The sequence below is a fragment of the Ensifer sp. ENS03 genome, from assembly GCF_014852035.1.
GTDB lineage: Bacteria > Pseudomonadota > Alphaproteobacteria > Rhizobiales > Rhizobiaceae > Ensifer > Ensifer adhaerens.
The window spans coordinates 22,866-42,177 of the sequence record NZ_JACVAV010000020.1 but is presented as its reverse complement, the minus strand read 5'-3'; the positions used below and the strand labels follow the sequence as shown (position 1 = coordinate 42,177).

Here is a 19,312-nt window from a genome sequence, read left to right as displayed (position 1 = left end):
AGGATCCCGGGACCGATGCCCCCGATTGCGGCTGCAAGGAGGACGGGGGGCACGAAAAGAATGTAGATTGCCCGATCATCTAGAACACCCATTAGGAAATAGCGAAGGACAAAGGCAATCAAGACCGTAGTGGCGGCAAATCCGTACGCTTTGACGGGTGACGAATTTCTGTGGAGCACGCAATCCGAAATGGTGCGCATGAAGCCGGCCCGACCAGTGAGCATTATGTCTTCCGCATTCCCAATTGAAAGCGAATTGACGCTTATCATCTTGATAACGGTGCTGTCACATGAAAGCTGCACCTCTCACCTGGCCGTGCTTGTTTGAGGGCGACAGAAACCGATTGGGCGATCGGGTCGTCGGGCAGCTTCGCCGACGTTGACTGGCGTGCGCGCGGCCACAAGACGTTGGTATCATTCTCAATACGCTCGGCTGAAATCGCCATCGTGCAGGATGTTCAAGCCTGCATGTGGTTCGAGAATTGCGGCAGGAATGCCTCGACCACTATAGCAACCTCCGCCGGATCGCTATATTTCCCCATTCAATTGTGGACGGCAATCCGAAAGCTTTCCTGGCCGCTTTTGAAGCATCCATGCAATCCGGCACGGATCGTCACGTGCGAAACCTAGCGCTTTCCTCAACGCTGCCGCTCTCAAGCAGGGAGATCAACTCGTCTGGAGGTATCGGTTTCGACATGAGGAAGCCCTGGACGTTGTCGCAGCCAAGAACCTTGAGAGCGTTGAGTTGATCTACGGTTTCGACCCCCTCGGCCGTAGTGCTGAGACCTTGAGCCCGAGCCATGGCGATCATCGCCTCCACCAGCGCGCGGCTTCGGTCATGATGAATGGCTTGCACGAAGGACTTGTCGATCTTAATCCTATCGACCGCCATCTTTTGAATGCGCGCGAACGACGAGTGCCCGGTCCCGAAATCATCGATCGCGAAACGAACCCCTGCAGCCCTGAGCATCGCAATGTTTCGATCCGTCTGCTCTTCGCCTTTGATTGCTGCGGTTTCTGTAATCTCGATTTCGAGGCGAGCAGGCGCGACGCCCCACTTCGAAAGCATTGTCAATACTCTTAAGCAGTAGCCGGACGAATCCAACTCAACCGCTGAGGCGTTTATGGCCACGCCGACCGCTTTGCAACTGGCGCCCAGACGACAAGCGTTCTCAAGTACGATCGCCCCAATTTGATGTATCACCCCGATTTCTTCCGCGAGCGGAATGAAGACGTCGGGTGCGACCAGACCCATTTGCGGATGGCGCCAGCGAGACAAAGCCTCTATGGAACGCACGGTACCTCCATCGGCGCTGAAAACAGGTTGATAGACGGTTTCAATCTGTATCGGAGTTTCGACTGCCGCGCGTAGATCTACCTCTAGCTTTCTCCGGGTTCTAAGAAGTTCGTCCATATGAGCGCCAAACACAGCATAAGTGTTCCGCCCCGCAGATTTCGCGTGATAGAGCGCGATATCCGCTTGCCGCGTCAGCTCAATTGCGTCCATTTGCGCATTTCCAACTGCCGCACCAACACTCGCGCCGATCGATATATTGAGACCCTCGATGTCGAATGGTTCACGCATACAACCGACCAGCTCCTTTGCGATCGATTCAATCGCGTTCCGGTCGCGACCTTCCAGAAGTACAGTGAATTCGTCGCCACCTATCCGTCCGACGAGCGCGTCCGGCAAGAGGTTCCTCATACGCTCGGCTGCGATGCGGATGAGCTTGTCGCCGGTCGGGTGGCCATAGGTGTCGTTGACCGCCTTGAACCGGTCGAGGTCGAGAAACAGCACGCCACAATCTTTACTGGAAAAAGCACCCCTTAGACGTGCTGCAACTTCGCGTTCGAAGTAGCCTCTGTTGGCCAATCCGGTCAGTGTGTCGTGCATCGCGAGATGCTGAAGCTGCGCCCGACTTGACGCAAGCCGCACAGAGCGCCGGCAAAGCAAATGTCCAGCTGCGCATGTGGTGAGGAAGATTGCCACCACCGCCAATCCAATCGTCGGGAGCGTCGCGTTCAGAACATTAAGGCCCGGCGTAAACTGATTCCACCTGAGGTATCCGACGACCTCCCCCGTGTCGGACTTCAAGACGATGTGCGATTGACCTGCTTCGACATGATCCTCGGGCGTGAACCGGATGTTTGCAAATTGGTATTCCGCCGCGATTGATCGCTGAAAGTCCGTGTCCAAAAACCGTACAGCAACGTGCAGGCTTTCCTTGCCCGCCGGCTGGGTGATCTCACCGGTATCGGAGACAATCGGCTTTACGCTGACCACCGCCGGCCGCGAGCCAACGATTTTTAAATCGCTCTCGCCAATGGAAAGAACGCGGCCAGAAATACCTTCGCGATCGCCCGCGCGAAGCCGCGCTCGAAGCCGCTCGACGAGTGGCATGTAGCTGGTGCGCAGATCAGCGTGCAACGACGTGGATTTGGACGGGACGATAAACTCGTAAACCGGTTCATCGTTTGACGTAAGCACGATTGCGGCGTCATGGCCGAAGTAGGTGTTCATCCATTCGCCGAGATTGGCCTGAAGCCAGGAAACATCACCTTCGGCGACCTTGACTACAGCGTCGTCCCAAACAGTTGCGCTCTCTTGATCGTGTGCGATCTTCGCTTGCAACTGAGACACTATCAAGGAGATCAGATCCTGCTGCCGTTCCCTCGCAACTTCATCGGTCTTGGATGCCGCCCAGTGCAGCGTACTCACCAACACTAGACCTATTAAAGCCGATATGCCCGCCGGGATCAGCCATTTAAACAACCACTGTGAATGCCTGGACATGCTTGAACCTGCTATAGAACGACGAGTAGATATCACGGGTCGGTTAAGAGTGGCGAAAGCGAGGTGGTTAATGAGAAACGATCACTCGTCGAACTACGCGCTTCTTTCGGCAAAGCGGCTGAGAGACTCTCCAAGAACGCGCCATCATGCGACCTGAGCATTTCCTGCCTGCATCCTTGCTCCAAGCTGATGCTGCTTATCGTTTGGCACTAACGTAAGAATGTGGCTGTTTCCTTGGTTGGCATTTAATTCGAGATTCCGTGGGCTGAGAATCTCAAATTAAGTGTAACTGCGAAGACCTCCGCGACTGGGCGCCCGCAGTCCATCATCTCCTCTATAGAGTTGCCGAAGCGGGCTTATTCTCACCCGTCATATGGCCCTGTAGCATCTCCGGCCCAGCTCCCGGACTTGCTGGGCTCGGAAAGTAGTTTCCATCTTTAGGACGTGACCGAGATCAGGAATGATGAAGCCGAGCACTCTGCAGCTTGACGGTTCGTAGCGATCGGCGAACGACTTTGGAACGCCGCATCAGCAGTAGGCGGGCAGTCTCACTCGGGGTTAACCAGTTTTGGACACCCGGCTCGGCTCTGGCCGATGGGCCGAGACATAGGCTTGCCCGAGTCGACGCGGCACGCCGACGTTGACGCCCATCAACAGTGCTGTATCCCGGGGATTGAAAGCGCGCCCGGGCTTAGTGAAGCCAGCTGGCGTCGTTGCGCGCATACGGCGAGGCCTTTTGGTGACCCCAGATCGCGACTCTTCCTTAGGGGACTACCATGAAAAAAGTTGCACCAATGATCACGGAAAATGGCTCTCGAACCTCACGGCTGGGCTGGGTCTCTGCCCAATGCGTCACAGATCTTCTGCCACGATTTTGCGCCCATTCCCTTCATCCGCAACGCGTCTGTCGTGGGAACGTGCTTCATGTCGTCTACGGACTCGTACCCTCGCCGCTCGAGTTCAGCGAGAAGCTTTGGATTTCTCAATGCCAAGTCTGAAAGTTTCCTGCCCATACTCTGATATTGAGCAGGTCTGCTCGCGACGCGCAATTACAAGTATCTACAATAATGGAAGGCAGAGGACCCTCCGCCAGCCCTGTGCGTCTACTGGCCGCCTACGATCAATAGTCCCCGGATTCCAGCCGAGTGGCATTATGCCCTTCCTCCGGGCCCCGCTCTCCCCGAGCACGGGGGCCGTTTTCTTTGATCGGCTACGCCTCGGACTTAGGTCCGACGTGGTCGCGCAAAGGTCCGGGTTGCATTGCCGAATCCTAATCGCTCCGCCAATTGCCGGTTAAGCACAAGCGGTATCAGAAGCCCCCTGCCGCCAAAGATCTCACCGAGCGCAGCTCCGCAAGCGTCGAGCCAGGACGGTTCAGCTGACGTTCAGGCTTGAGGAGCCAAGCTAAGGCTAGAAAGGATGCGTCGAATGAAACTGATAATATCCACCCTTGGCGCCGTCGTCCTGACGGCATCTTTCGCGCTACCGCTAAACGCCGCGCCTATTTACCTGCCGAAACCGGAACAAGTGCAGACCGGCGATGTCGAACAGGTAAAGCACCGGAAACATCGTCATGAGCATGCGGATCGCCACTGGAAACGGAAGTACGCCCATCGTCACTGCGGCTACTACGACAGGTGCTACCCCCGCTATTCCCGGTATTACGGCTATCGTGACCATTACCGATACGGCCATCGAGACTACTATCAGCGGCGGCAAGGCGTGACAGTCTATTTTGACTTCTAGCCGGCAACTCTCGCTTCATTACCGCCCTTGGGAGACCCTGGGGCGGGCTTTCGCCGAAGGAACCTCTGGTGTCCCAGCTAACAACCCGCGCCCAGCGTGTTTCCATCCTCCTGGCCCAAGACAAAGCACACTGCGCCTTTTTGGGGCCATCTTTTTTCGGGGAGGACCGGGAACCCATTTGGAGTATCGGCGGTTCTGGCTTTGTGGAGCCCTTTCGCCGATCAGGGTGACACCTTCACAATCCCTCCGGAAGTGAAGCCCGATAAGTGCCCATGGCCTCGTCGCTTCCCGACGGGGCCATTCCTTATGGCCGTTTCATTTCCACGTCCTAAGAGGTCGGAGAGTACACAAGACGGCACATTCAAGTCTGATAGCTTCGTGGTAATACCCGCATAAATGAGGCTTCCCCAAGCCGCGCAATTCGTAGGATCTTCATGAAAGCGCGGAAACAGTCGCCGCCTATGACCGTTCAGAGCCTGAGGCCCGAGTTATCCCTTCTAAACGAGGGCCTCCGTACACTCTGTCCTCGGCCCCGTCATGACCTTTCGGGGCCATCTTTTTGACCGCCCCACCCCGAAATCTGATCTTCCGTCGCACCCAAGCAATAATTCGACCTAGCTGGTATGGCCCGGCCACGGAAGGCGCTCGGCTCTCCAGCTGCAGAGATCACAGAGATGTCGCCCAACCTTCCTCCCCAGGAAATGAACTAGATCTTCCAGGGGATATTGCGGCAGCGCGGCCTGTCGCGCGATTGCGCAGCCGCAGAGATCGCGAGACACCTTATCGCAGGAAAGAGCCAAGGAGATCGTCGCCTACCTTCGGTCCATTGGTCGGTACGTGGACGTCCCATGGCCCACGACCGTCCACTAGCGCAGCATTCGCGACTGTGAAGGCCTGAGCGCCAGTATGACACCATCCACACCGCGATCGGCTATCGCAATCATCGGAACGCGAACTTTTCATCGAGCAGCGCCTGGATGGCGGCCGCATAGTCGGCCCGTCACCGGCCGAGCAGGTTGCGCATATTCGATCAGCATGGCGTCGACGATCTTCTATTTGCCCGCGGGCGCCCGAGATGTCTAACCCCGACCATCGCCTGCGGCTTTTTCCGGTGTTTCATAGGCGCTTCACAAACACGGAATTGAAAAAGCACATTTCTCTCTTTCATCAAGGGAAGCATCGCTGCGACGACAGATTCTTGAAATTCGCTGGGCAGGCTTTAAGTCTTGGTGGCCAGAAGGGAATGAACGAGCGCAAGCTAAAACGAAACCGCAAGCTCCGCATTCTTTGCGGGTGTCTTGCACTCTTCACAGCAAATGAGGCCGTTGCCCAGGAGGTGCTGGTCAGCCCCGGCGTCGTGGCGGTCGTGGAAGGCGGGCCCTGGAAAGAGGAACGCCTGGGCGAGGGGAGCTACCGTGTCGCAGTTGTCAACCAAGTTTTCGTCACGCGTCGTGGCGGAACGGAAACTGGTGCCAAATGAACGCGGCCTGTCCCGGATCGTTCATTCGGTGGAACTCGTCGAAGGTGGGTTCTATAGCTTCGGTGCACCTGAAATCACTTTTTCCGGCGGGGAGACAAGCGTCGATTTGAAAGGCACGGCGACTTACTCACCGGGAACGACGGTGGTTTGCCGCTTTGGGCTAGCCCCCGGAGGGGGCGTCTCGCCAATCAGGGCGTGCGGCGACTAAAAAACCTTCGATCTCGTTTCAAGAACGGAGCCGGCTGCTTGTCGCCGACGTATCTGATGCGTAAATCCACTATATTCCGGTGAACGATCAGCGTCCGCTCGATAGCCATGAATTTCGGGCCGATCAGCGTCCATTTCAGGCCCGGCGCGATCAATGGCCCGGAGAGCGGGCGGTTCGCATCCATGTCTGAGGCGTCAGGCTGAACAGTACACGTGAAGCCCGGTAGCAAGGCCGATCTCCCGCCGATCGTCTTCATCCACGGCGCCAGCGCCAGTCTTCACGATCCGATGCCTCCCTTTCGCGCCAAGATCGAAGCAACAGCCACGCTTTGTTCGTCGACGGCCGGGTTATGGCTGCCATCGCAAGTGTTAACTGTTACGTACTTTCTCTTCCGCGCGTAACAAGCAATGATGTTTGCCGGACGTCGCGAACAGCGCGAGATATGAAGGCTTGTGGGGAGCAATCCCTTGCGGTCCCGACCCTCGCGCCGTTGGCAAATGCGGGCCGGGCGAGATTGGAAGGCGCATGAGCTTGTTAGAACTGGGGCGGGCTCGGCTGGCCATGGTACTGCCACGCCATCGCGAGCAGTTGCGGGGCGCGATGAACGAACGCGTCTGTGAGCTTTTCGAGGCCTACGCATTGGCATCGACGACACTTGAAAAGCTCGAGCGAGAGATGACGAGGAGTGAGCACTTGACACATGAGTATCGTCAGATCTGCCTGGATTTGCAGGCGGAAGTGATAACGATGCTCGCGCTGAGAAAGGATAAGTCGTAACGTCGTCGGGGCAAGCACGCCGTCCCTTTGAAGCGGGGGACAATGCGCCTGGAGTGCATCCCGCGCTCGTTCCCTAAGCAGTGGAATTGCCGGCTGCCACTGCTTGCTCGCCCGCATACTTCGCCGATACGGGCGAGCGTAAGGATCTGGGGGGAGAGGCTGCAATCGCAGCCTCTCGCGGGAAGGTTGGTTTACGGCGAGAGTCGCCCGCCGCCGGACTTTGCTTTGATCATCCACGGCCCAACCGCGGGAGTTTTCACGAGTATACCCTTCTTCTTCGCGAAGGCGCGCAGTGCGTCTCGCGCCACCTGAAGGGGCTTATGTCCGTCGTGGGCGAGGTAGCACGTCTTCAGGGTTGCGTCGTGAATGATGTCACGGTCTCCTTTGGACCACTCCTCAAGGAAATCGATCGCATCGTCCAGGTTTGTGATTTCGAGGATTAGATCCTTCCTTTCACGCAGGTAAAGTGGCCGGTCAAACATCTTCATTTGCATTTCTACCTCACTTAATAGCTGCGGCACCACCAACCTGTGGACCAGCCGGCGGGGCCGATCGGTGGAGTCGTCAGGCCCGCTCCCGTGAGAACGGGCCTGAACCATCGCTTTAGAAGTCCATGCCAGGGCCGGCCGGTAGTGCTGGCGCGGCGTCCTTCTTCGGCTTTTCTGCAATCATCGCCTCGGTAGTTACCAGGAGGCCAGCGACCGAGGCAGCATCCTGGAGCGCTGTGCGCACGACCTTCGCCGGGTCGATCACGCCCTGGGCGTAAAGATCACCGTATTCTCCGGTCTGGGCGTTCCAGCCGTAGGAGAAGTCCGTCTTCTCGCGCAGCTTGCCGACGATGATTGAGCCTTCTGCGCCAGCATTCTCAGCGATCTGGCGAACCGGGGCCTCGACCGCACGTCGAACGATCTCGATCCCAACCTTTTGGTCTCGATTGGCCGAAGGCAGATCGTCGAGCGCCTTGACGGCCCTCAGCAGCGCGACACCGCCGCCCGGAAGAATACCTTCCTCAACGGCCGCTCGGGTGGCATGCAGCGCATCGTCGACGCGGTCTTTCTTTTCCTTCACCTCTACCTCAGTCGACCCGCCCACTCGAATGACAGCAACACCGCCGGCGAGTTTGGCCAGACGCTCCTGGAGCTTCTCGCGATCGTAGTCGGACGTGGTTTCTTCGATCTGGGCGCGGATCTGTGCGACACGGCCGTCGATATCAGCTTTGGCGCCAACGCCGTCGATGATCGTTGTGTTCTCCTTCTCGATCGCAACTTTCTTTGCCCGACCGAGCATGTCGAGGGTGACGTTCTCGAGCTTGATACCGACGTCGTCGGAGACAACCGTGCCGCCGGTGAGAACGGCGATATCTTCAAGCATGGCTTTGCGGCGATCGCCGAAGCCCGGAGCTTTGACCGCTGCAATCTTCAAGCCGCCGCGCAACTTGTTGACGACCAGCGTCGCTAGCGCTTCGCCCTCCACATCTTCAGCGATGATGAGCAGCGGCTTGCTGGATTGCACCACCGCTTCGAGAACGGGCAGCATGGCCTGAAGGTTGGAAAGCTTCTTTTCGTGGATCAGGATGTAGGGATCGTCAAACTCGGTCCGCATCTTGTCCGCATTGGTTACGAAATACGGGCTGAGATAGCCGCGGTCGAACTGCATGCCCTCAACGACTTCGAGTTCAGTCTCTGCAGTCTTGGCCTCCTCGACGGTGATGACACCTTCATTGCCCACCTTCTGCATCGCCTCAGCCAGGTAGCGGCCGATCTCCTCGTCGCCGTTGGCCGAGATGGTGCCGACCTGGGCGATCTCCGAATTATTGGAGATCTTGCGGGCGTTTGTCTTGAGTTCCCTCACGATCGCGTCAACCGCAAGGTCGATGCCCCGCTTCAGATCCATAGGATTCATGCCCGAAGCAACGGCCTTCGCGCCTTCCTTGACGATCGCTTGCGCAAGCACAGTGGCCGTAGTCGTCCCGTCACCGGCGAGGTCGTTGGTTTTGGAGGCGACTTCGCGCAGCATCTGCGCGCCCATATTCTCGAACTTGTCTTCCAGCTCGATTTCCTTGGCGACCGAGACACCGTCCTTGGTGATGCGAGGGGCGCCAAAAGACTTGTCGATAACGACATTGCGCCCCTTTGGGCCGAGCGTCACCTTGACGGCATTGGCAAGAACATCGACCCCACGCAGCATGCGTTCACGGGCATCGGTATGAAACTTGACTTCTTTCGCAGCCATTTCCTTAACTCCTCAATAGGCAGCTATTTGACTGATGGATTTATGGTGTGGTTGGCTCAAGCTGCCTGCTTGCGCTCGACTTGGGCCTCGAGGACACCCAGGACGTCGCTTTCTTTCATGATCAACAGGTCTTCCCCATTGATCTTGATCTCGGTTCCTGACCACTTGCCGAACAGAATACGGTCGCCTGCTTTGACGTCGAGCGCCTGGACTTGGCCCGCTTCATTGCGTGCGCCAGGTCCGACGGAAACGACTTCTCCCTCCTGGGGTTTCTCCTTTGCCGTATCAGGAATGATGATGCCGCCCCTGGTTTTCTCTTCTGAGTCAACCCGGCGGACGAGAATGCGATCATGCAGCGGTCGGAAAGACATGTTTTCCTCCAATGGACAAACACTATTGACGTTGTTCCCCCATCACCGGACCGGACAGTCCGGACGGGTGCAAAACCTCGAATGAGCGTCTTGCGCAAATCATCTGGTTTCACAATTTTTCGAATTCAAGGGGTGAAATCAAAAAAATCAGCACTCGCATCGTGCGGCTGCTAACATGCTGTAAAGGAACAACAAAGCCTCCTTGCCGTTTAGAATTTCGTTGATGACCGCGAACAATTGCGCCACCTTGGCGCTTGTTGAGGCAACGGAGATGAAACATGCGATATTCATCGGATTTCGAGCGTCAAATAAACGGCTACGGACTGACCACCGCGCATATCCTTTACCGCATTCCCGATTTCGAATCCGTTCTGCAGACCTATATCTGGCAGGATTATGATCTTGCTCCCGAGTTTCCTGAGATGCAGAAATTCCTCGATTTCTGGCAAGCCAATCTTGACGGTCCGCTGCATTCCGTTCGCTATACGCATCACCATCTGATCGGCCCGAATGAATGGCGACGCGTGGATGGCGAGTTCCGACTGAACTGAGCCCTCTGTTGGGGTTTTGAGTCGTTCAAAAACGTCGAAAAGCGCACGCGATTTTTTTTATTATGGGCCCTTGAAACTGCGGTCCATCCTAACCAAATCGCTTTCCGCCAGCCGCTCGTTGTAGGGCTGGCCTTGCTGGAAGCGTCGTCTTTCGGCGCTTCCGTACCCATGTTGCTCAAGGAGGATATGGTTATGGCAACAACTTACGACTACGCACCACTGTTCCGTTCGACTGTCGGGTTCGACCGGCTCTTCAATTTGCTCGAAAACGCGCAGCGCGCTCGTTCGATCAGTGATTGGCCTCCCTACGACATTGCCAAGACCGGTGACGATAGCTACCGGATCTCGATTGCGGTGGCCGGCTTTGCTCGCGACGATCTCGACATCACGTTTCAAACCAATCTTTTGACGGTCGTCGGCAAGAAGCAGGAGACCTCTTCCGAAGCCTATCTGCATCGCGGGATCGCCGGCCGACCGTTCGAGCATCGGTTCGAGCTTGCCGACCACGTCCGAGTGATGGGCGCGGATCTGAACAACGGCCTTCTAGAGATCGATCTCGTGCGGGAAATCCCGGAGGAGATGAAGCCACGCAAAATCGCGATCGAAACAGCTGCGGCGGTTGAGCAGTCAAAAGCTCAGATGCAAATCGAAGCATCGAATGCCGCGTAGCTGACGTAAATTGGGCGCCGGTTTCAAGGCGCCCATCGGCATTCCGGGTTGGAAAGGAGAGCACGATGAAACCCGATATGTTCGAGCGGCCTGTTAGCATCCTTGTTGGTCTTGGTTTCCCCGGTGAAATCCGCTCCGTGATGGACGCTTATCGTCTCCTCGTCGATTGGCCAGCCCCGTCGGGGGATGCGGTGCATTCGGTGGCGATCAAGGCTTGTCTGGCTGCATTACGTGGAGAGGTTGAAGCAGAGACTGTGCGCGGCCTTTTCGTCGCCTTCGCCGAAAGGCACCATCTTCTAGCGCCAGCGATGGATGCGAGCATCCCATCTGCGCCGCCGGCTTTTGAGATCGGCACCGTGCCTGGCACGGCCGTTGAAAAGTCTTTGTATGGCATCAAGGCGAAGGGAGATCACCATGCTTAATCCCGAACTACTGCTCATGGCACCCATCTCGGTCCAGATGAAGGACGGCACGCGGCAGGTATTTGCGTCTGTCAACGACGTTCTCGATTTCCTGGAAGGCGAATGGACTATTTATAGAGGCCGCAAGCACAATAGGGCGGTACAAACATGTCGTCGGGCGCTTAACCGAATGACGCCGGTTGCCATCGCCCGCGAAGCGTTCGTTGAGGCCTGCCGAGACGCTGGAATGTCGACAGATGCCGAGCGGCCGTTCGGCGCCAAACCCGATGCTGGTGGCCACCATTCCCCAATTTAGAATGTGATAATCCGGGCAACCCGAAGCGCCCGACTCCCCACTTCTCGAGGCCGCTCGTGCGCCAGACTGCTTTAGCCGCAGGAGTGGCATGTGAGAGACGAGGGTCATCGACCCGGTCGCCGACGCGACCGGGTAGGAGACGAGAAATCAACCTCCGTAGAAACCAGTCAGAACCCTCGTACGAGCGCAGTGGCTTGTGGGCACCTCTGCACGATTCCTTACCTCGCCCCTACAGCAGCTGGACGGGGCGACTTCGGTTGCAGAGCAGAGCTGTATCCGTCGCCGCTTGTCAAACCGCGTTGGGGAATAACTGGTTCCAGCCCTCAGCAAGCGACAGGTCGTTGGGGCAGAGAGGGCCGGCGAGAGTGGGTGGCTGCACCCGTCTCACATCGATTGACGGCTCTGCTTGATCGATAGGTCAGTCCCAAGCAAGGGACCTCTTGAGTTTGAGCCACCCATCTGTCGTGCACGGTTCGACGAGTACCGCTGGTTCCCGAGCCGCGCCGGTTCGAAATGAAACTGGCTGGATCCTCGAGTGGCTCGGAACGTCGACCGACGTCCACGAGATGCGGGAGTTGTGGGCACATCAGAAGGTCCTCGTCGCTGAACTGCAATACGGTAACCATCCGGACGTGGTGCTTGCGATGGGGAACAAGACGTCACGCCCCAGAGCGGAGCTGTATACCTCCCGGGCTCGCTTCCGTGACTAGCTGTGTGGCCGTCCAAAACGTACTCCCTCAATTGATCTGACCGCGTGACATTTGATGAAATGAACCATGCTGAATCTGCCGCGATGGATGGTTCGACGGACCGAGCAACGGAAGCGGCCGGGTGTTAGACAAGCGATTGGTTGTCGAAGCCATCGGCCTTTCAGCGAGGGACGACCGATGAAAGCGTCAGCGAAGACTCTTTGAGAGGATTATCTTGTACAAGCCTCAGCACTTCCTATCTCAGATTCCACCCTCGACATGGAGCCTCGAGATGGACCAGATGGCACGAAAACTCCCTACCGATCGCGTGATCGAAATCATCCCGCCTGCGCCCGTAAAGCGGGACGCGCGGAGCACTTTGACGTGTCAGTGTTGTCAAAAGCAGTTCCCAGCCTCACGTATGGACGTCGATGGTTGTGGCATATGCGAGGAATGTCTCGCCCCGTAAGCATCTGCGGGGCGAGTGGCGCGTTCAAGCTGGCCTGACGTTTGCGGCTCGTACCAGACTGCGTCCAAGCGAAGCGCAGGCCCGCGTTCCGCGGCTCGGATAAGACTGCATAAGAGCCAGTTCGGCCGGCAGAACGTTCCGGCGGTGCAGTAAGGGTCTGAGCGGGCGAGCGGCGCTGTCGCCGAAACACACCAGCTGCTCGGCACTTGAGATGGGCACAGGCATGCGATCAGAGCAAGTGGTGTGAGATAATCGACGGCGCCGGCGCTACTCCGGAGATGCTTTATTGAAAGATTGTCAGGCTTGAGGGAGGTGGTGGCAGATCCTCTCCAGATAACACCGCCCGCAGATACAACAGAGCGTTTTGTAGGCCGTTGGCCGAGTAAGGTTTCTCGATAGCGCCGAGTGCACCCGCGAAGTCCGCCGGAATTCGTTTAAGGTTGCCTGAGACAAAAACGAAGGGGATGCCCCTCGAGGCCAAGTATCGACCGATATCAATACCAGTCGGACCATCGCGCAGGTGGATATCGACGAAAGCGAACTCTGGTTGTTCTCGCTCGACGAGCGCAATCGCTTCGCTTGCGTCGCTTGCCAGGCCGATAACCCTGTAACCGCTGGACTCGACCTCATGTTCAAGTTGCAGGGCCAGGAGCATTTCGTCTTCGACAATCAGGGTTCGCAAATATCGGCCCTTCCTAATCTCCTACCGGCAGCGTTACACGAACTTCCGTGCGGTGACCGGAAACCTCTCGCTCGCTCGTTGCCCTTAGCTGCCTGATCGAGGCGTCAAGCATGGCGCGGCTGAAGGACTCTTGTTCTTTGTCGACCTCGACGGGTGTGACCGTGTCCAGGACGCGTATGAGCAAGTGTCCGTTGAGCCTTCGGATTTCGAGGTGTATTTCGCCCCCGCCATCACTGAGGCCGCGTCGGACTGCATCACCGACGAGTTCGTTAACGATAAGGGCGAGGGCCGAAGCTTTCGACGCCGAGACTGTCACAAAATGAAGGTCCGTAGTTAAGATGATGTCTGGCCTTTTCAGAGAACCCACGATTTCGGTAATCAGGTCTCGACCGAAATCGGCCACATCGAACTGACCAACGCGGTTATCATTGAGAAGCTTCCTTTGCGCGGCACTCAGAGCCTCGACGCGGTCGAGTATTGATTTAAGTGTCTGTGCGACCGTAGCGTTGCTGGTCATCCGCATTTGCAATCTGATGATCGAGGCGATTGTCAGAAGGTTGTTTTTAACCCTGTGATCGACCTCGTGGACAAGGGCAGTTTTCACGCGCAGCGCTTCCATGAGCTCCGCAGTGCGACTTGAGACTTCCTCTTCCGCAAGCTGGCGCGCCTTGGCCAGCTCGGCTTCTTTGCTTTTGGTGCTCGTGAAGTCGAGTTGCGACGCGAAGAAGTAGATCACTGCGCCGCCCTGATCGCGGACGGGGCTGACAAACAGCGCGTTCCAGAAGCTACCGCCGTCCTTACGGTAATTGAGGATGTCGACCGAGACATCGCGCGCTTCTGAAATGGCATCCCTGATCTTAGCGATCGCCGCTTTGTCCGTGTCCGGCCCTTGGAGAATGCGACAGTTCCGGCCGACCAACTCATTCTGACTGTAGCCGGTCAACTCGGTGAAGGCTCGGTTCGCGAAGATGATGGGATTATCGTCCTGCCTTGGATCGGTAATTAGCATCGGCATGCGTGTGGCCTTGAACGCAGCCGCGAATGGATCTTCAGATGGGTGTGAAGCTAAGAGGCGGTCGCCCGCATCACGGGCGTCACGAAGGTGGTTTTCGTCGGCCATTTTGCTCATCCAGGTCGGCTGTTGCGGGCCACCCAAACAACGGATTGCAGATGATAGGTATCTATCCGCGCGTTTTGTGTTTTCAAGGTTTTCCGAAATGGGGCGCACACGGCATCTTAGGAGGTCACGCAAACAGTCTTAACGAGGTTGCTCCTCAGTCTGTTAGACCGAGCTCGACTTGCGCGATAAAGTGCGTGCCTTCTGTTGACTTGTATTCGAATGAACCGCGCAACTGACTTACGACCCCGCGAATGATACGGCTGCCCATGCCTTTGCGCACAGTCGATGTGTCGAAGCCCACGCCGTTGTCGCAGATGGTAAGCAGGGAGCGGCGCGAAGACACTTTGTGGAACGCTATCTCGAGCTTCCCTGGGCGGCCGTCCGGAAACGCGTATTTAAGACTGTTTGTCACGACCTCGTTCACCAAGAGCGCGATGGCCGTGGCCTGTTCGGGTGTCAGGTCAAACTCACCGATATCGTACCGTACGGATACGTTGTCAGAATAGGCGCTGACGAGTTTGTCCACGATCGACGGGATAAGATCACGGGCGGACAGGGCGTTGAACTGGTCGCGATCATATATTTGCTCATGGACCGCGATCATGGCGCCGATCCGGTCAAAGAGCGACTTCTGTGCCTCGGGCGGCAGTAGCTGCATGCGGATGACGCCTTGCACAGCCTGAAAGTTGTTTTTGACCCGATGATGGATTTCGCGCAGCAGAAGGCGATTGTCCTCAAGTGCGGCCTCAAGTTGGGCGGATTTCTTCACATCGCGCTTAACGAGGTGCCTGACCCATCCTCCTGCGGCAAGCGATGAAGCGGCAGCAAGTGCCATAACGGCGATCGCGATGAAGACGTCATTGCGGAAGGGGACCAGCCCGACACGGTAGTCAGCCGACGCGAGCGCAACGATGTCCGTTCCCTCAACAACCCGATAGGCGACCATACGGTGCTCGCCGTCCGCTGGAGATATTGCCTCGTAAGTCCCGGTGGGCGAGGAGGGAAGATAGTCGGTAAACAATACGTACTTGCTCATGTTCAACGGACCGCCGGGGGCGGGGTAGCGTGCGACGAGTTCTCCGTCCTTGCGGATCATGCTGATAGTCGAATTCGTGCCGAGAGAGACGGCCTCCCAAACATCCTTCAGCAGGTCGCTCCCTTGGAACGACACCATTGCAGCGCCGACGAACACGCCGTTCCGTTCCAGGCGCCGGCTGAACACGAATATCTGCTGATTGTTGAGTCTGCTGACCAGGAGACCGGAAACGAAAGTTTTCGCTCCCTTTTCGACGGCGGCGAAGTATTCGCGGTCCCTTATGTCGATGGGCTTTATATCGGGATCGGTTGACAGAAGTGTCCGGCCATTCCGGTCGACGACGTAGGCCTGAACTTGACCCGGAAGATTAGAAACCGCCTCGTTGATGTTCTTGACGTCATCCGTGGCAATGCCCAGCGTCGGTCCAAGAGCGTCATCAATTCGTTGAAGTGTCTGTGCCGAGAGCGCGTTTATCCATGAGGCGTTCGTGGATACGATTTTCGAGGCGGCAATTGCGCGCTCTTCGGTCCGCCGTATCGCGGCATGGTAGCTCTCGTATAACCACAGGCTCAGTAGCACGACAAGCGCCGCAAACATTGCCGCAATGACAAACGTCGCGGCTCTGGACACCGTAACCGTCAGACTTCTCGCCATGCCCCAGTCCCTAAAACCTGAGTACATATTAGAAGGCTTCTAATCCAATGCAAGAAACTCCACCCCTCGATCGGACGCCTTTCAGTCCTGGTCACCAAGCACCTGGGCATCATGGAAGCTCCGGCCGATAGATCCTCAAGAGTAGGGTAGGCTGGGAAGCGCCAAGCGACCAAGCAGTACGTGCCTCTCTTTCACTCTCGCCATCCCCTCGTACGGCCGGAGGCTGCATATTCGGTAACTCAGCACGATCTCTGGTTGAGTTGCTCCACTCCTCTTTCATAGATAACTGCCATGGCCTTGGCCAGGTCACGCGCCAAATCATCTCGGGCGATCGTGGCGGCTGCTGGGTCGCCTGCACGCAGAATATAGGAAGGATGCCATGTCACGAGGACGGGGCCGCCGTGAAGACCGGTTTCAATCTCCCCCCGCCGCTCCGCCATTGGACGGTTGTCGCCTGTGAGGGCGAAGGCCGCGGACGCGCCAAGCGCCACCGTCAACTTCGGTTTGACAAGGGTCAGTTCCAGTCCCAGCCACCAGCGACAATGAGCAATTTCACCGCGGTCCGGATTGCGGTGCAGGCGCCGCTTGCCACGTGGGCTGAACTTGAAATGCTTGACGGCGTTCGTCAGCCACAGCGTCCTTGCGTCTATACCGGCGTCGGAAAGCAATGCCCGAAGCAACTGCCCGGCCGGCCCCGTAAACGGGCGGCCCTCGATATCTTCCCGGTCGCCAGGCTGTTCGCCGACGATCATGAGCTGCGCGTCAGCGGCACCTTCACCCCAGACGGTCTGCGTCGCGGATTCGCACAGGTCGCAACGCCGACATTGTGCCGCGGCCTTCGATGCCTCCTCCAGGGTGTCAATTTGCTCGGGCGGCTGCGGCATTGAAGCCCGATAGCGCTCGGACACCGGGGCTGCGCCCGTTCGCGGCGCGGAGATGCCTGCCTCGTGCATCTTTTTCACCCGTGCTTCCGCTGCGGCGAGCATCTCGGGGATCAGGCGCGTTTCCGGCAGGTTGTGCCAGTATTTCTTCGGCATCTCCGACTGCATGGCGTCGAGCTTGATGCGGGCCGGATTGAAGATGTTGACGAAATAGGCTGCCCAAAGTTTCTCGGCCGCATCCTCCGGCAGGTCTGGTTTCGTGCCACCCTGATCAAAGGTCAACGCGCCGTCAACAAAAAGGGCGGTCAAGCGCGGCGTCGCAATCATCCAATCCATGTCGCCGAACCGGCGGGCAAAGAAAGCGCTTCCCGGCTCCAGCGTATTGTGCGTCGGCTCAAACCAGGCGGCAAAGCGTCGACGCGGACCCTCTGCTGAGATTTCGCGGAAGCGAACGAATGCATGCATCTTGTGAATGTCCCGTGCGACGGATTTCCGCATAAGCGACAGTTTGCGACCGAGCGGATCGGCGGGCGAGAGCGGCTCGCCCTCGCGCCTGTCGAGGCGCCAAAGCGCGCGATAAAGGAGCGCCAAGCGTTCTGGTGCTGAATGCCAGATCACGGACTGCGCCAAAGTCATGAAGGCTTGAGGAACGCGTGCTGCGTGCTCGCCTGTAGTCTCCGGGAGAAAGGCCCTGTCGAATAGGCCGCCCGCGCTATTCCAGTCAATTTGGTCGGGGGCGATCCGGTGGCTGATAGCGCGCCTGGCGGCATTTCGCCAGGCATCAAAAGTTCCCTTGTCCGGAAGTGAGACCCCGTAAGTCATAGAAGCTGAAGTTGCTTTGGCGGGGGCGCCAGGCGCGCGCGCAGATCGCCGCTGTCCGTCAAACCGCCGGGGCTCCAGCCGGGCAGGGCAACGAAGGGGCGGGCCTTTCGTGTCAGCGCTCCCATTCGAGCGAGATCCTCGACACGGAGGCGGCGGTTGCGTCGCGCGGTGATGATGCGGTCGACCACGCGCGTCCCAAATCCCGGCACGCGCAGAAGCGTATCGCGGGAGGCGAGGTTGACGTCGACCGGAAAGAATTGCCGGTTCTGCAGCGCCCATGCCGTCTTCGGATCGAGCTCCAGATCCAGAAAGCCTCCTTGCGTGCCGGTCGCGATCTCGTCGGTCGTAAAGCCATAAAATCGCAGAAGCCAGTCGGCCTGATAGAGCCGGTGCTCGCGAACAAGCGGTGGCTGAACCAGGGGAAGCGCAGAGGAAGCGTCCGGGATCGGTGAGAACGCCGAATAGTAAACGCGCCGCAGCTTGTAACCGCTATAAAGCCGGGTTGCGCAGGACAGGATGGCGGTATCGTCGGCGCCATCAGCGCCGACAATCATCTGCGTGCTCTGGCCGGCAGGGGCAAAGCGTTGCGGCTTGCGGCCGGTGTGGGTCTTGTCTTGCGCGGCTTCACCTTCCAGCCGAACCTGTGCCATGGCGGCACGAATGGTTTCCGGCCGCTTCTCCGGCGCGAACTTCCTTACGCTCGAATCCCTTGGAAGTTCGACATTTATTGACAACCGGTCGGCCCAAAGGCCGGCCTCACGAATGAGCTCAGCCTGTGCGTCGGGGATGGTCTTGAGGTGAATGTAGCCTTTAAATTCGTGGACTTCTCTCAGCGTTCGGGCAATGCGGACCATGTCGGCCATGGTCTGGTCAGGCGAGCGGATGATACCGGAGGAGAGAAACAAGCCTTCAATGTAGTTGCGTCGGTAAAACTCGAGCGTCAATGATACCACTTCTTCGACGCTAAACCGCGCGCGCTCGACATTGGAACTGACGCGATTGATGCAATAGGCACAGTCGAAGATGCAGAAGTTCGTCATCAGGATCTTTAATAGCGATATGCATCGCCCATCTGGCGTGTAGGCATGGCAAATACCGCTCCCACCGGAAGATCCTATTCCTCCTTTGCGTGAATCTCGCTTCTCGCCACCGCTCGAGGCGCATGAGGCGTCGTACTTGGCTGCGTCCGATAGGATCGCCAGCTTCTTTCCAAGTGCCATAGGTGTCATGACGCGACTTTAGATGTTCACGTTATGTTCGTCAAGGTTTCGCGGGGAGCCGCAGGCGAATGTCGAAGATGAACGGTCGCTGTGTTCCGCTTCCAGTATCGGAGCTTTCAATCAAGAACGCTTTCCCTGGTCGCTTCAGAATTTTCAGTCGCCGCTGATCCATCCCGCATTCCATGCGTATTTCAT

16 protein-coding genes and 2 pseudogenes are annotated in these 19,312 nt (G+C 57.6%); 7 read left to right on the top strand and 11 right to left on the bottom strand.

The features are described from left to right. Together IB263_RS34010 and IB263_RS33585 are read right to left on the bottom strand one after the other, a co-directional pair. Positions 1-224, bottom strand: a pseudogene (locus IB263_RS34010) (DUF4118 domain-containing protein); the annotation flags it as partial. Between the two features lie 388 nt (positions 225-612). Next, on the bottom strand, positions 613-2,718 hold the full coding sequence (locus IB263_RS33585) for a putative bifunctional diguanylate cyclase/phosphodiesterase (RefSeq protein ID WP_371814294.1): 2,106 nt from the start codon (positions 2,716-2,718) through the stop codon (positions 613-615). Between the two features lie 1,503 nt (positions 2,719-4,221). Here IB263_RS33585 and IB263_RS33580 point away from each other — a divergent pair. Together IB263_RS33580 and IB263_RS33575 are read left to right on the top strand one after the other, a co-directional pair. After that, positions 4,222-4,539, top strand: coding sequence for a hypothetical protein (locus IB263_RS33580; protein ID WP_089046285.1), 318 nt, complete (start codon positions 4,222-4,224; stop codon positions 4,537-4,539). A 1,075-nt stretch (positions 4,540-5,614) separates the two neighbouring features. After that, positions 5,615-6,019: a hypothetical protein gene (locus tag IB263_RS33575; RefSeq protein WP_110819902.1), complete on the top strand. Its 405-nt coding sequence runs from the start codon at positions 5,615-5,617 to the stop codon at positions 6,017-6,019. A gap of 188 nt (positions 6,020-6,207) precedes the next feature. Here IB263_RS33575 and IB263_RS33570 read toward each other — a convergent pair whose 3' ends face one another. Continuing rightward, a complete protein-coding gene (locus IB263_RS33570) occupies positions 6,208-6,483 on the bottom strand; it encodes a hypothetical protein (RefSeq protein ID WP_146243060.1) in 276 nt (91 codons plus the stop codon). A 269-nt stretch (positions 6,484-6,752) separates the two neighbouring features. Here IB263_RS33570 and IB263_RS33565 point away from each other — a divergent pair, with 269 nt between their 5' ends. Further along, the gene (locus IB263_RS33565) at positions 6,753-7,004 is read left to right on the top strand and encodes a hypothetical protein (RefSeq protein WP_110819905.1); all 252 of its coding nucleotides are present in this window, start codon (positions 6,753-6,755) and stop codon (positions 7,002-7,004) included. A gap of 191 nt (positions 7,005-7,195) precedes the next feature. Here the strand turns inward: IB263_RS33565 and IB263_RS33560 are convergent, their stop codons facing one another. The 3 genes from IB263_RS33560 to IB263_RS33550 form a co-directional block, all read right to left on the bottom strand. Beyond that, positions 7,196-7,498: a DUF982 domain-containing protein gene (locus IB263_RS33560; RefSeq protein WP_162728919.1), complete on the bottom strand. Its 303-nt coding sequence runs from the start codon at positions 7,496-7,498 to the stop codon at positions 7,196-7,198. Positions 7,499-7,607: 109 nt separating this feature from the next. Beyond that, positions 7,608-9,236, bottom strand: a complete 1,629-nt coding sequence (gene groL / locus IB263_RS33555; protein WP_110819907.1) for a chaperonin GroEL — start codon at positions 9,234-9,236, stop codon at positions 7,608-7,610. 56 nt (positions 9,237-9,292) lie between these two features. After that, a complete protein-coding gene (locus IB263_RS33550) occupies positions 9,293-9,607 on the bottom strand; it encodes a co-chaperone GroES (RefSeq protein WP_034799999.1) in 315 nt (104 codons plus the stop codon). Positions 9,608-9,885: 278 nt separating this feature from the next. On the opposite strand from IB263_RS33550, the gene IB263_RS33545 reads away from it, so the two are divergent. The 4 genes and pseudogenes from IB263_RS33545 (at position 9,886) to IB263_RS33530 (ending at position 11,544) form a co-directional block, all read left to right on the top strand. Further along, positions 9,886-10,158 carry an usg protein gene (locus IB263_RS33545; protein ID WP_034799997.1) on the top strand — a complete coding sequence of 91 codons (273 nt, stop codon included), beginning with the start codon at positions 9,886-9,888 and terminating at the stop codon, positions 10,156-10,158. Positions 10,159-10,350: 192 nt separating this feature from the next. Next, positions 10,351-10,827, top strand: a complete 477-nt coding sequence (locus IB263_RS33540) for an Hsp20 family protein (RefSeq protein WP_060520794.1) — start codon at positions 10,351-10,353, stop codon at positions 10,825-10,827. A 65-nt stretch (positions 10,828-10,892) separates the two neighbouring features. After that, positions 10,893-11,141, top strand: a pseudogene (locus tag IB263_RS33535) (DUF982 domain-containing protein); the annotation flags it as partial. A 100-nt stretch (positions 11,142-11,241) separates the two neighbouring features. Then, a complete protein-coding gene (locus IB263_RS33530) occupies positions 11,242-11,544 on the top strand; it encodes a DUF982 domain-containing protein (RefSeq protein ID WP_034800027.1) in 303 nt (100 codons plus the stop codon). A gap of 1,441 nt (positions 11,545-12,985) precedes the next feature. Here the strand turns inward: IB263_RS33530 and IB263_RS33525 are convergent. The 5 genes from IB263_RS33525 to IB263_RS33505 all read right to left on the bottom strand — a co-directional run bounded on the left by IB263_RS33525 (position 12,986) and on the right by IB263_RS33505 (position 19,117). Next, the gene (locus tag IB263_RS33525) at positions 12,986-13,384 is read right to left on the bottom strand and encodes a response regulator (protein ID WP_113080340.1); all 399 of its coding nucleotides are present in this window, start codon (positions 13,382-13,384) and stop codon (positions 12,986-12,988) included. A gap of 13 nt (positions 13,385-13,397) precedes the next feature. Continuing rightward, positions 13,398-14,504 carry a PAS domain-containing protein gene (locus IB263_RS33520; RefSeq protein ID WP_192439594.1) on the bottom strand — a complete coding sequence of 369 codons (1,107 nt, stop codon included), beginning with the start codon at positions 14,502-14,504 and terminating at the stop codon, positions 13,398-13,400. Between the two features lie 154 nt (positions 14,505-14,658). Beyond that, the gene (locus IB263_RS33515) at positions 14,659-16,194 is read right to left on the bottom strand and encodes a sensor histidine kinase (RefSeq protein WP_192439593.1); all 1,536 of its coding nucleotides are present in this window, start codon (positions 16,192-16,194) and stop codon (positions 14,659-14,661) included. 239 nt (positions 16,195-16,433) lie between these two features. Next, a complete protein-coding gene (locus IB263_RS33510) occupies positions 16,434-17,897 on the bottom strand; it encodes a UdgX family uracil-DNA binding protein (RefSeq protein ID WP_113554969.1) in 1,464 nt (487 codons plus the stop codon). Next, a complete protein-coding gene (locus tag IB263_RS33505) occupies positions 17,894-19,117 on the bottom strand; it encodes a putative DNA modification/repair radical SAM protein (RefSeq protein ID WP_162744680.1) in 1,224 nt (407 codons plus the stop codon). The genes IB263_RS33510 and IB263_RS33505 overlap by 4 nt, the downstream gene beginning before the upstream one ends. Positions 19,118-19,312 lie beyond the last annotated feature (195 nt).

What these genes read in the sequence shown, in the direction of transcription:
- IB263_RS33505 (WP_162744680.1), bottom strand. Translation starts at nt 19,117, where the DNA reads ATGGCACTTGGAAAGAAGCTGGCGATCCTATCGGACGCAGCCAAGTAC.
- IB263_RS33515 (WP_192439593.1), bottom strand. Translation starts at nt 16,194, where the DNA reads ATGGCGAGAAGTCTGACGGTTACGGTGTCCAGAGCCGCGACGTTTGTC.
- IB263_RS33550 (WP_034799999.1), bottom strand. Translation starts at nt 9,607, where the DNA reads ATGTCTTTCCGACCGCTGCATGATCGCATTCTCGTCCGCCGGGTTGAC.
- IB263_RS33570 (WP_146243060.1), bottom strand. Translation starts at nt 6,483, where the DNA reads ATGAAGACGATCGGCGGGAGATCGGCCTTGCTACCGGGCTTCACGTGT.
- IB263_RS33520 (WP_192439594.1), bottom strand. Translation starts at nt 14,504, where the DNA reads ATGGCCGACGAAAACCACCTTCGTGACGCCCGTGATGCGGGCGACCGC.
- IB263_RS33565 (WP_110819905.1), top strand. Translation starts at nt 6,753, where the DNA reads ATGAGCTTGTTAGAACTGGGGCGGGCTCGGCTGGCCATGGTACTGCCA.
- IB263_RS33510 (WP_113554969.1), bottom strand. Translation starts at nt 17,897, where the DNA reads ATGACTTACGGGGTCTCACTTCCGGACAAGGGAACTTTTGATGCCTGG.
- IB263_RS33560 (WP_162728919.1), bottom strand. Translation starts at nt 7,498, where the DNA reads ATGCAAATGAAGATGTTTGACCGGCCACTTTACCTGCGTGAAAGGAAG.
- IB263_RS33545 (WP_034799997.1), top strand. Translation starts at nt 9,886, where the DNA reads ATGCGATATTCATCGGATTTCGAGCGTCAAATAAACGGCTACGGACTG.
- IB263_RS33530 (WP_034800027.1), top strand. Translation starts at nt 11,242, where the DNA reads ATGCTTAATCCCGAACTACTGCTCATGGCACCCATCTCGGTCCAGATG.
- groL (WP_110819907.1), bottom strand. Translation starts at nt 9,236, where the DNA reads ATGGCTGCGAAAGAAGTCAAGTTTCATACCGATGCCCGTGAACGCATG.
- IB263_RS33540 (WP_060520794.1), top strand. Translation starts at nt 10,351, where the DNA reads ATGGCAACAACTTACGACTACGCACCACTGTTCCGTTCGACTGTCGGG.
- IB263_RS33575 (WP_110819902.1), top strand. Translation starts at nt 5,615, where the DNA reads ATGTCTAACCCCGACCATCGCCTGCGGCTTTTTCCGGTGTTTCATAGG.
- IB263_RS33580 (WP_089046285.1), top strand. Translation starts at nt 4,222, where the DNA reads ATGAAACTGATAATATCCACCCTTGGCGCCGTCGTCCTGACGGCATCT.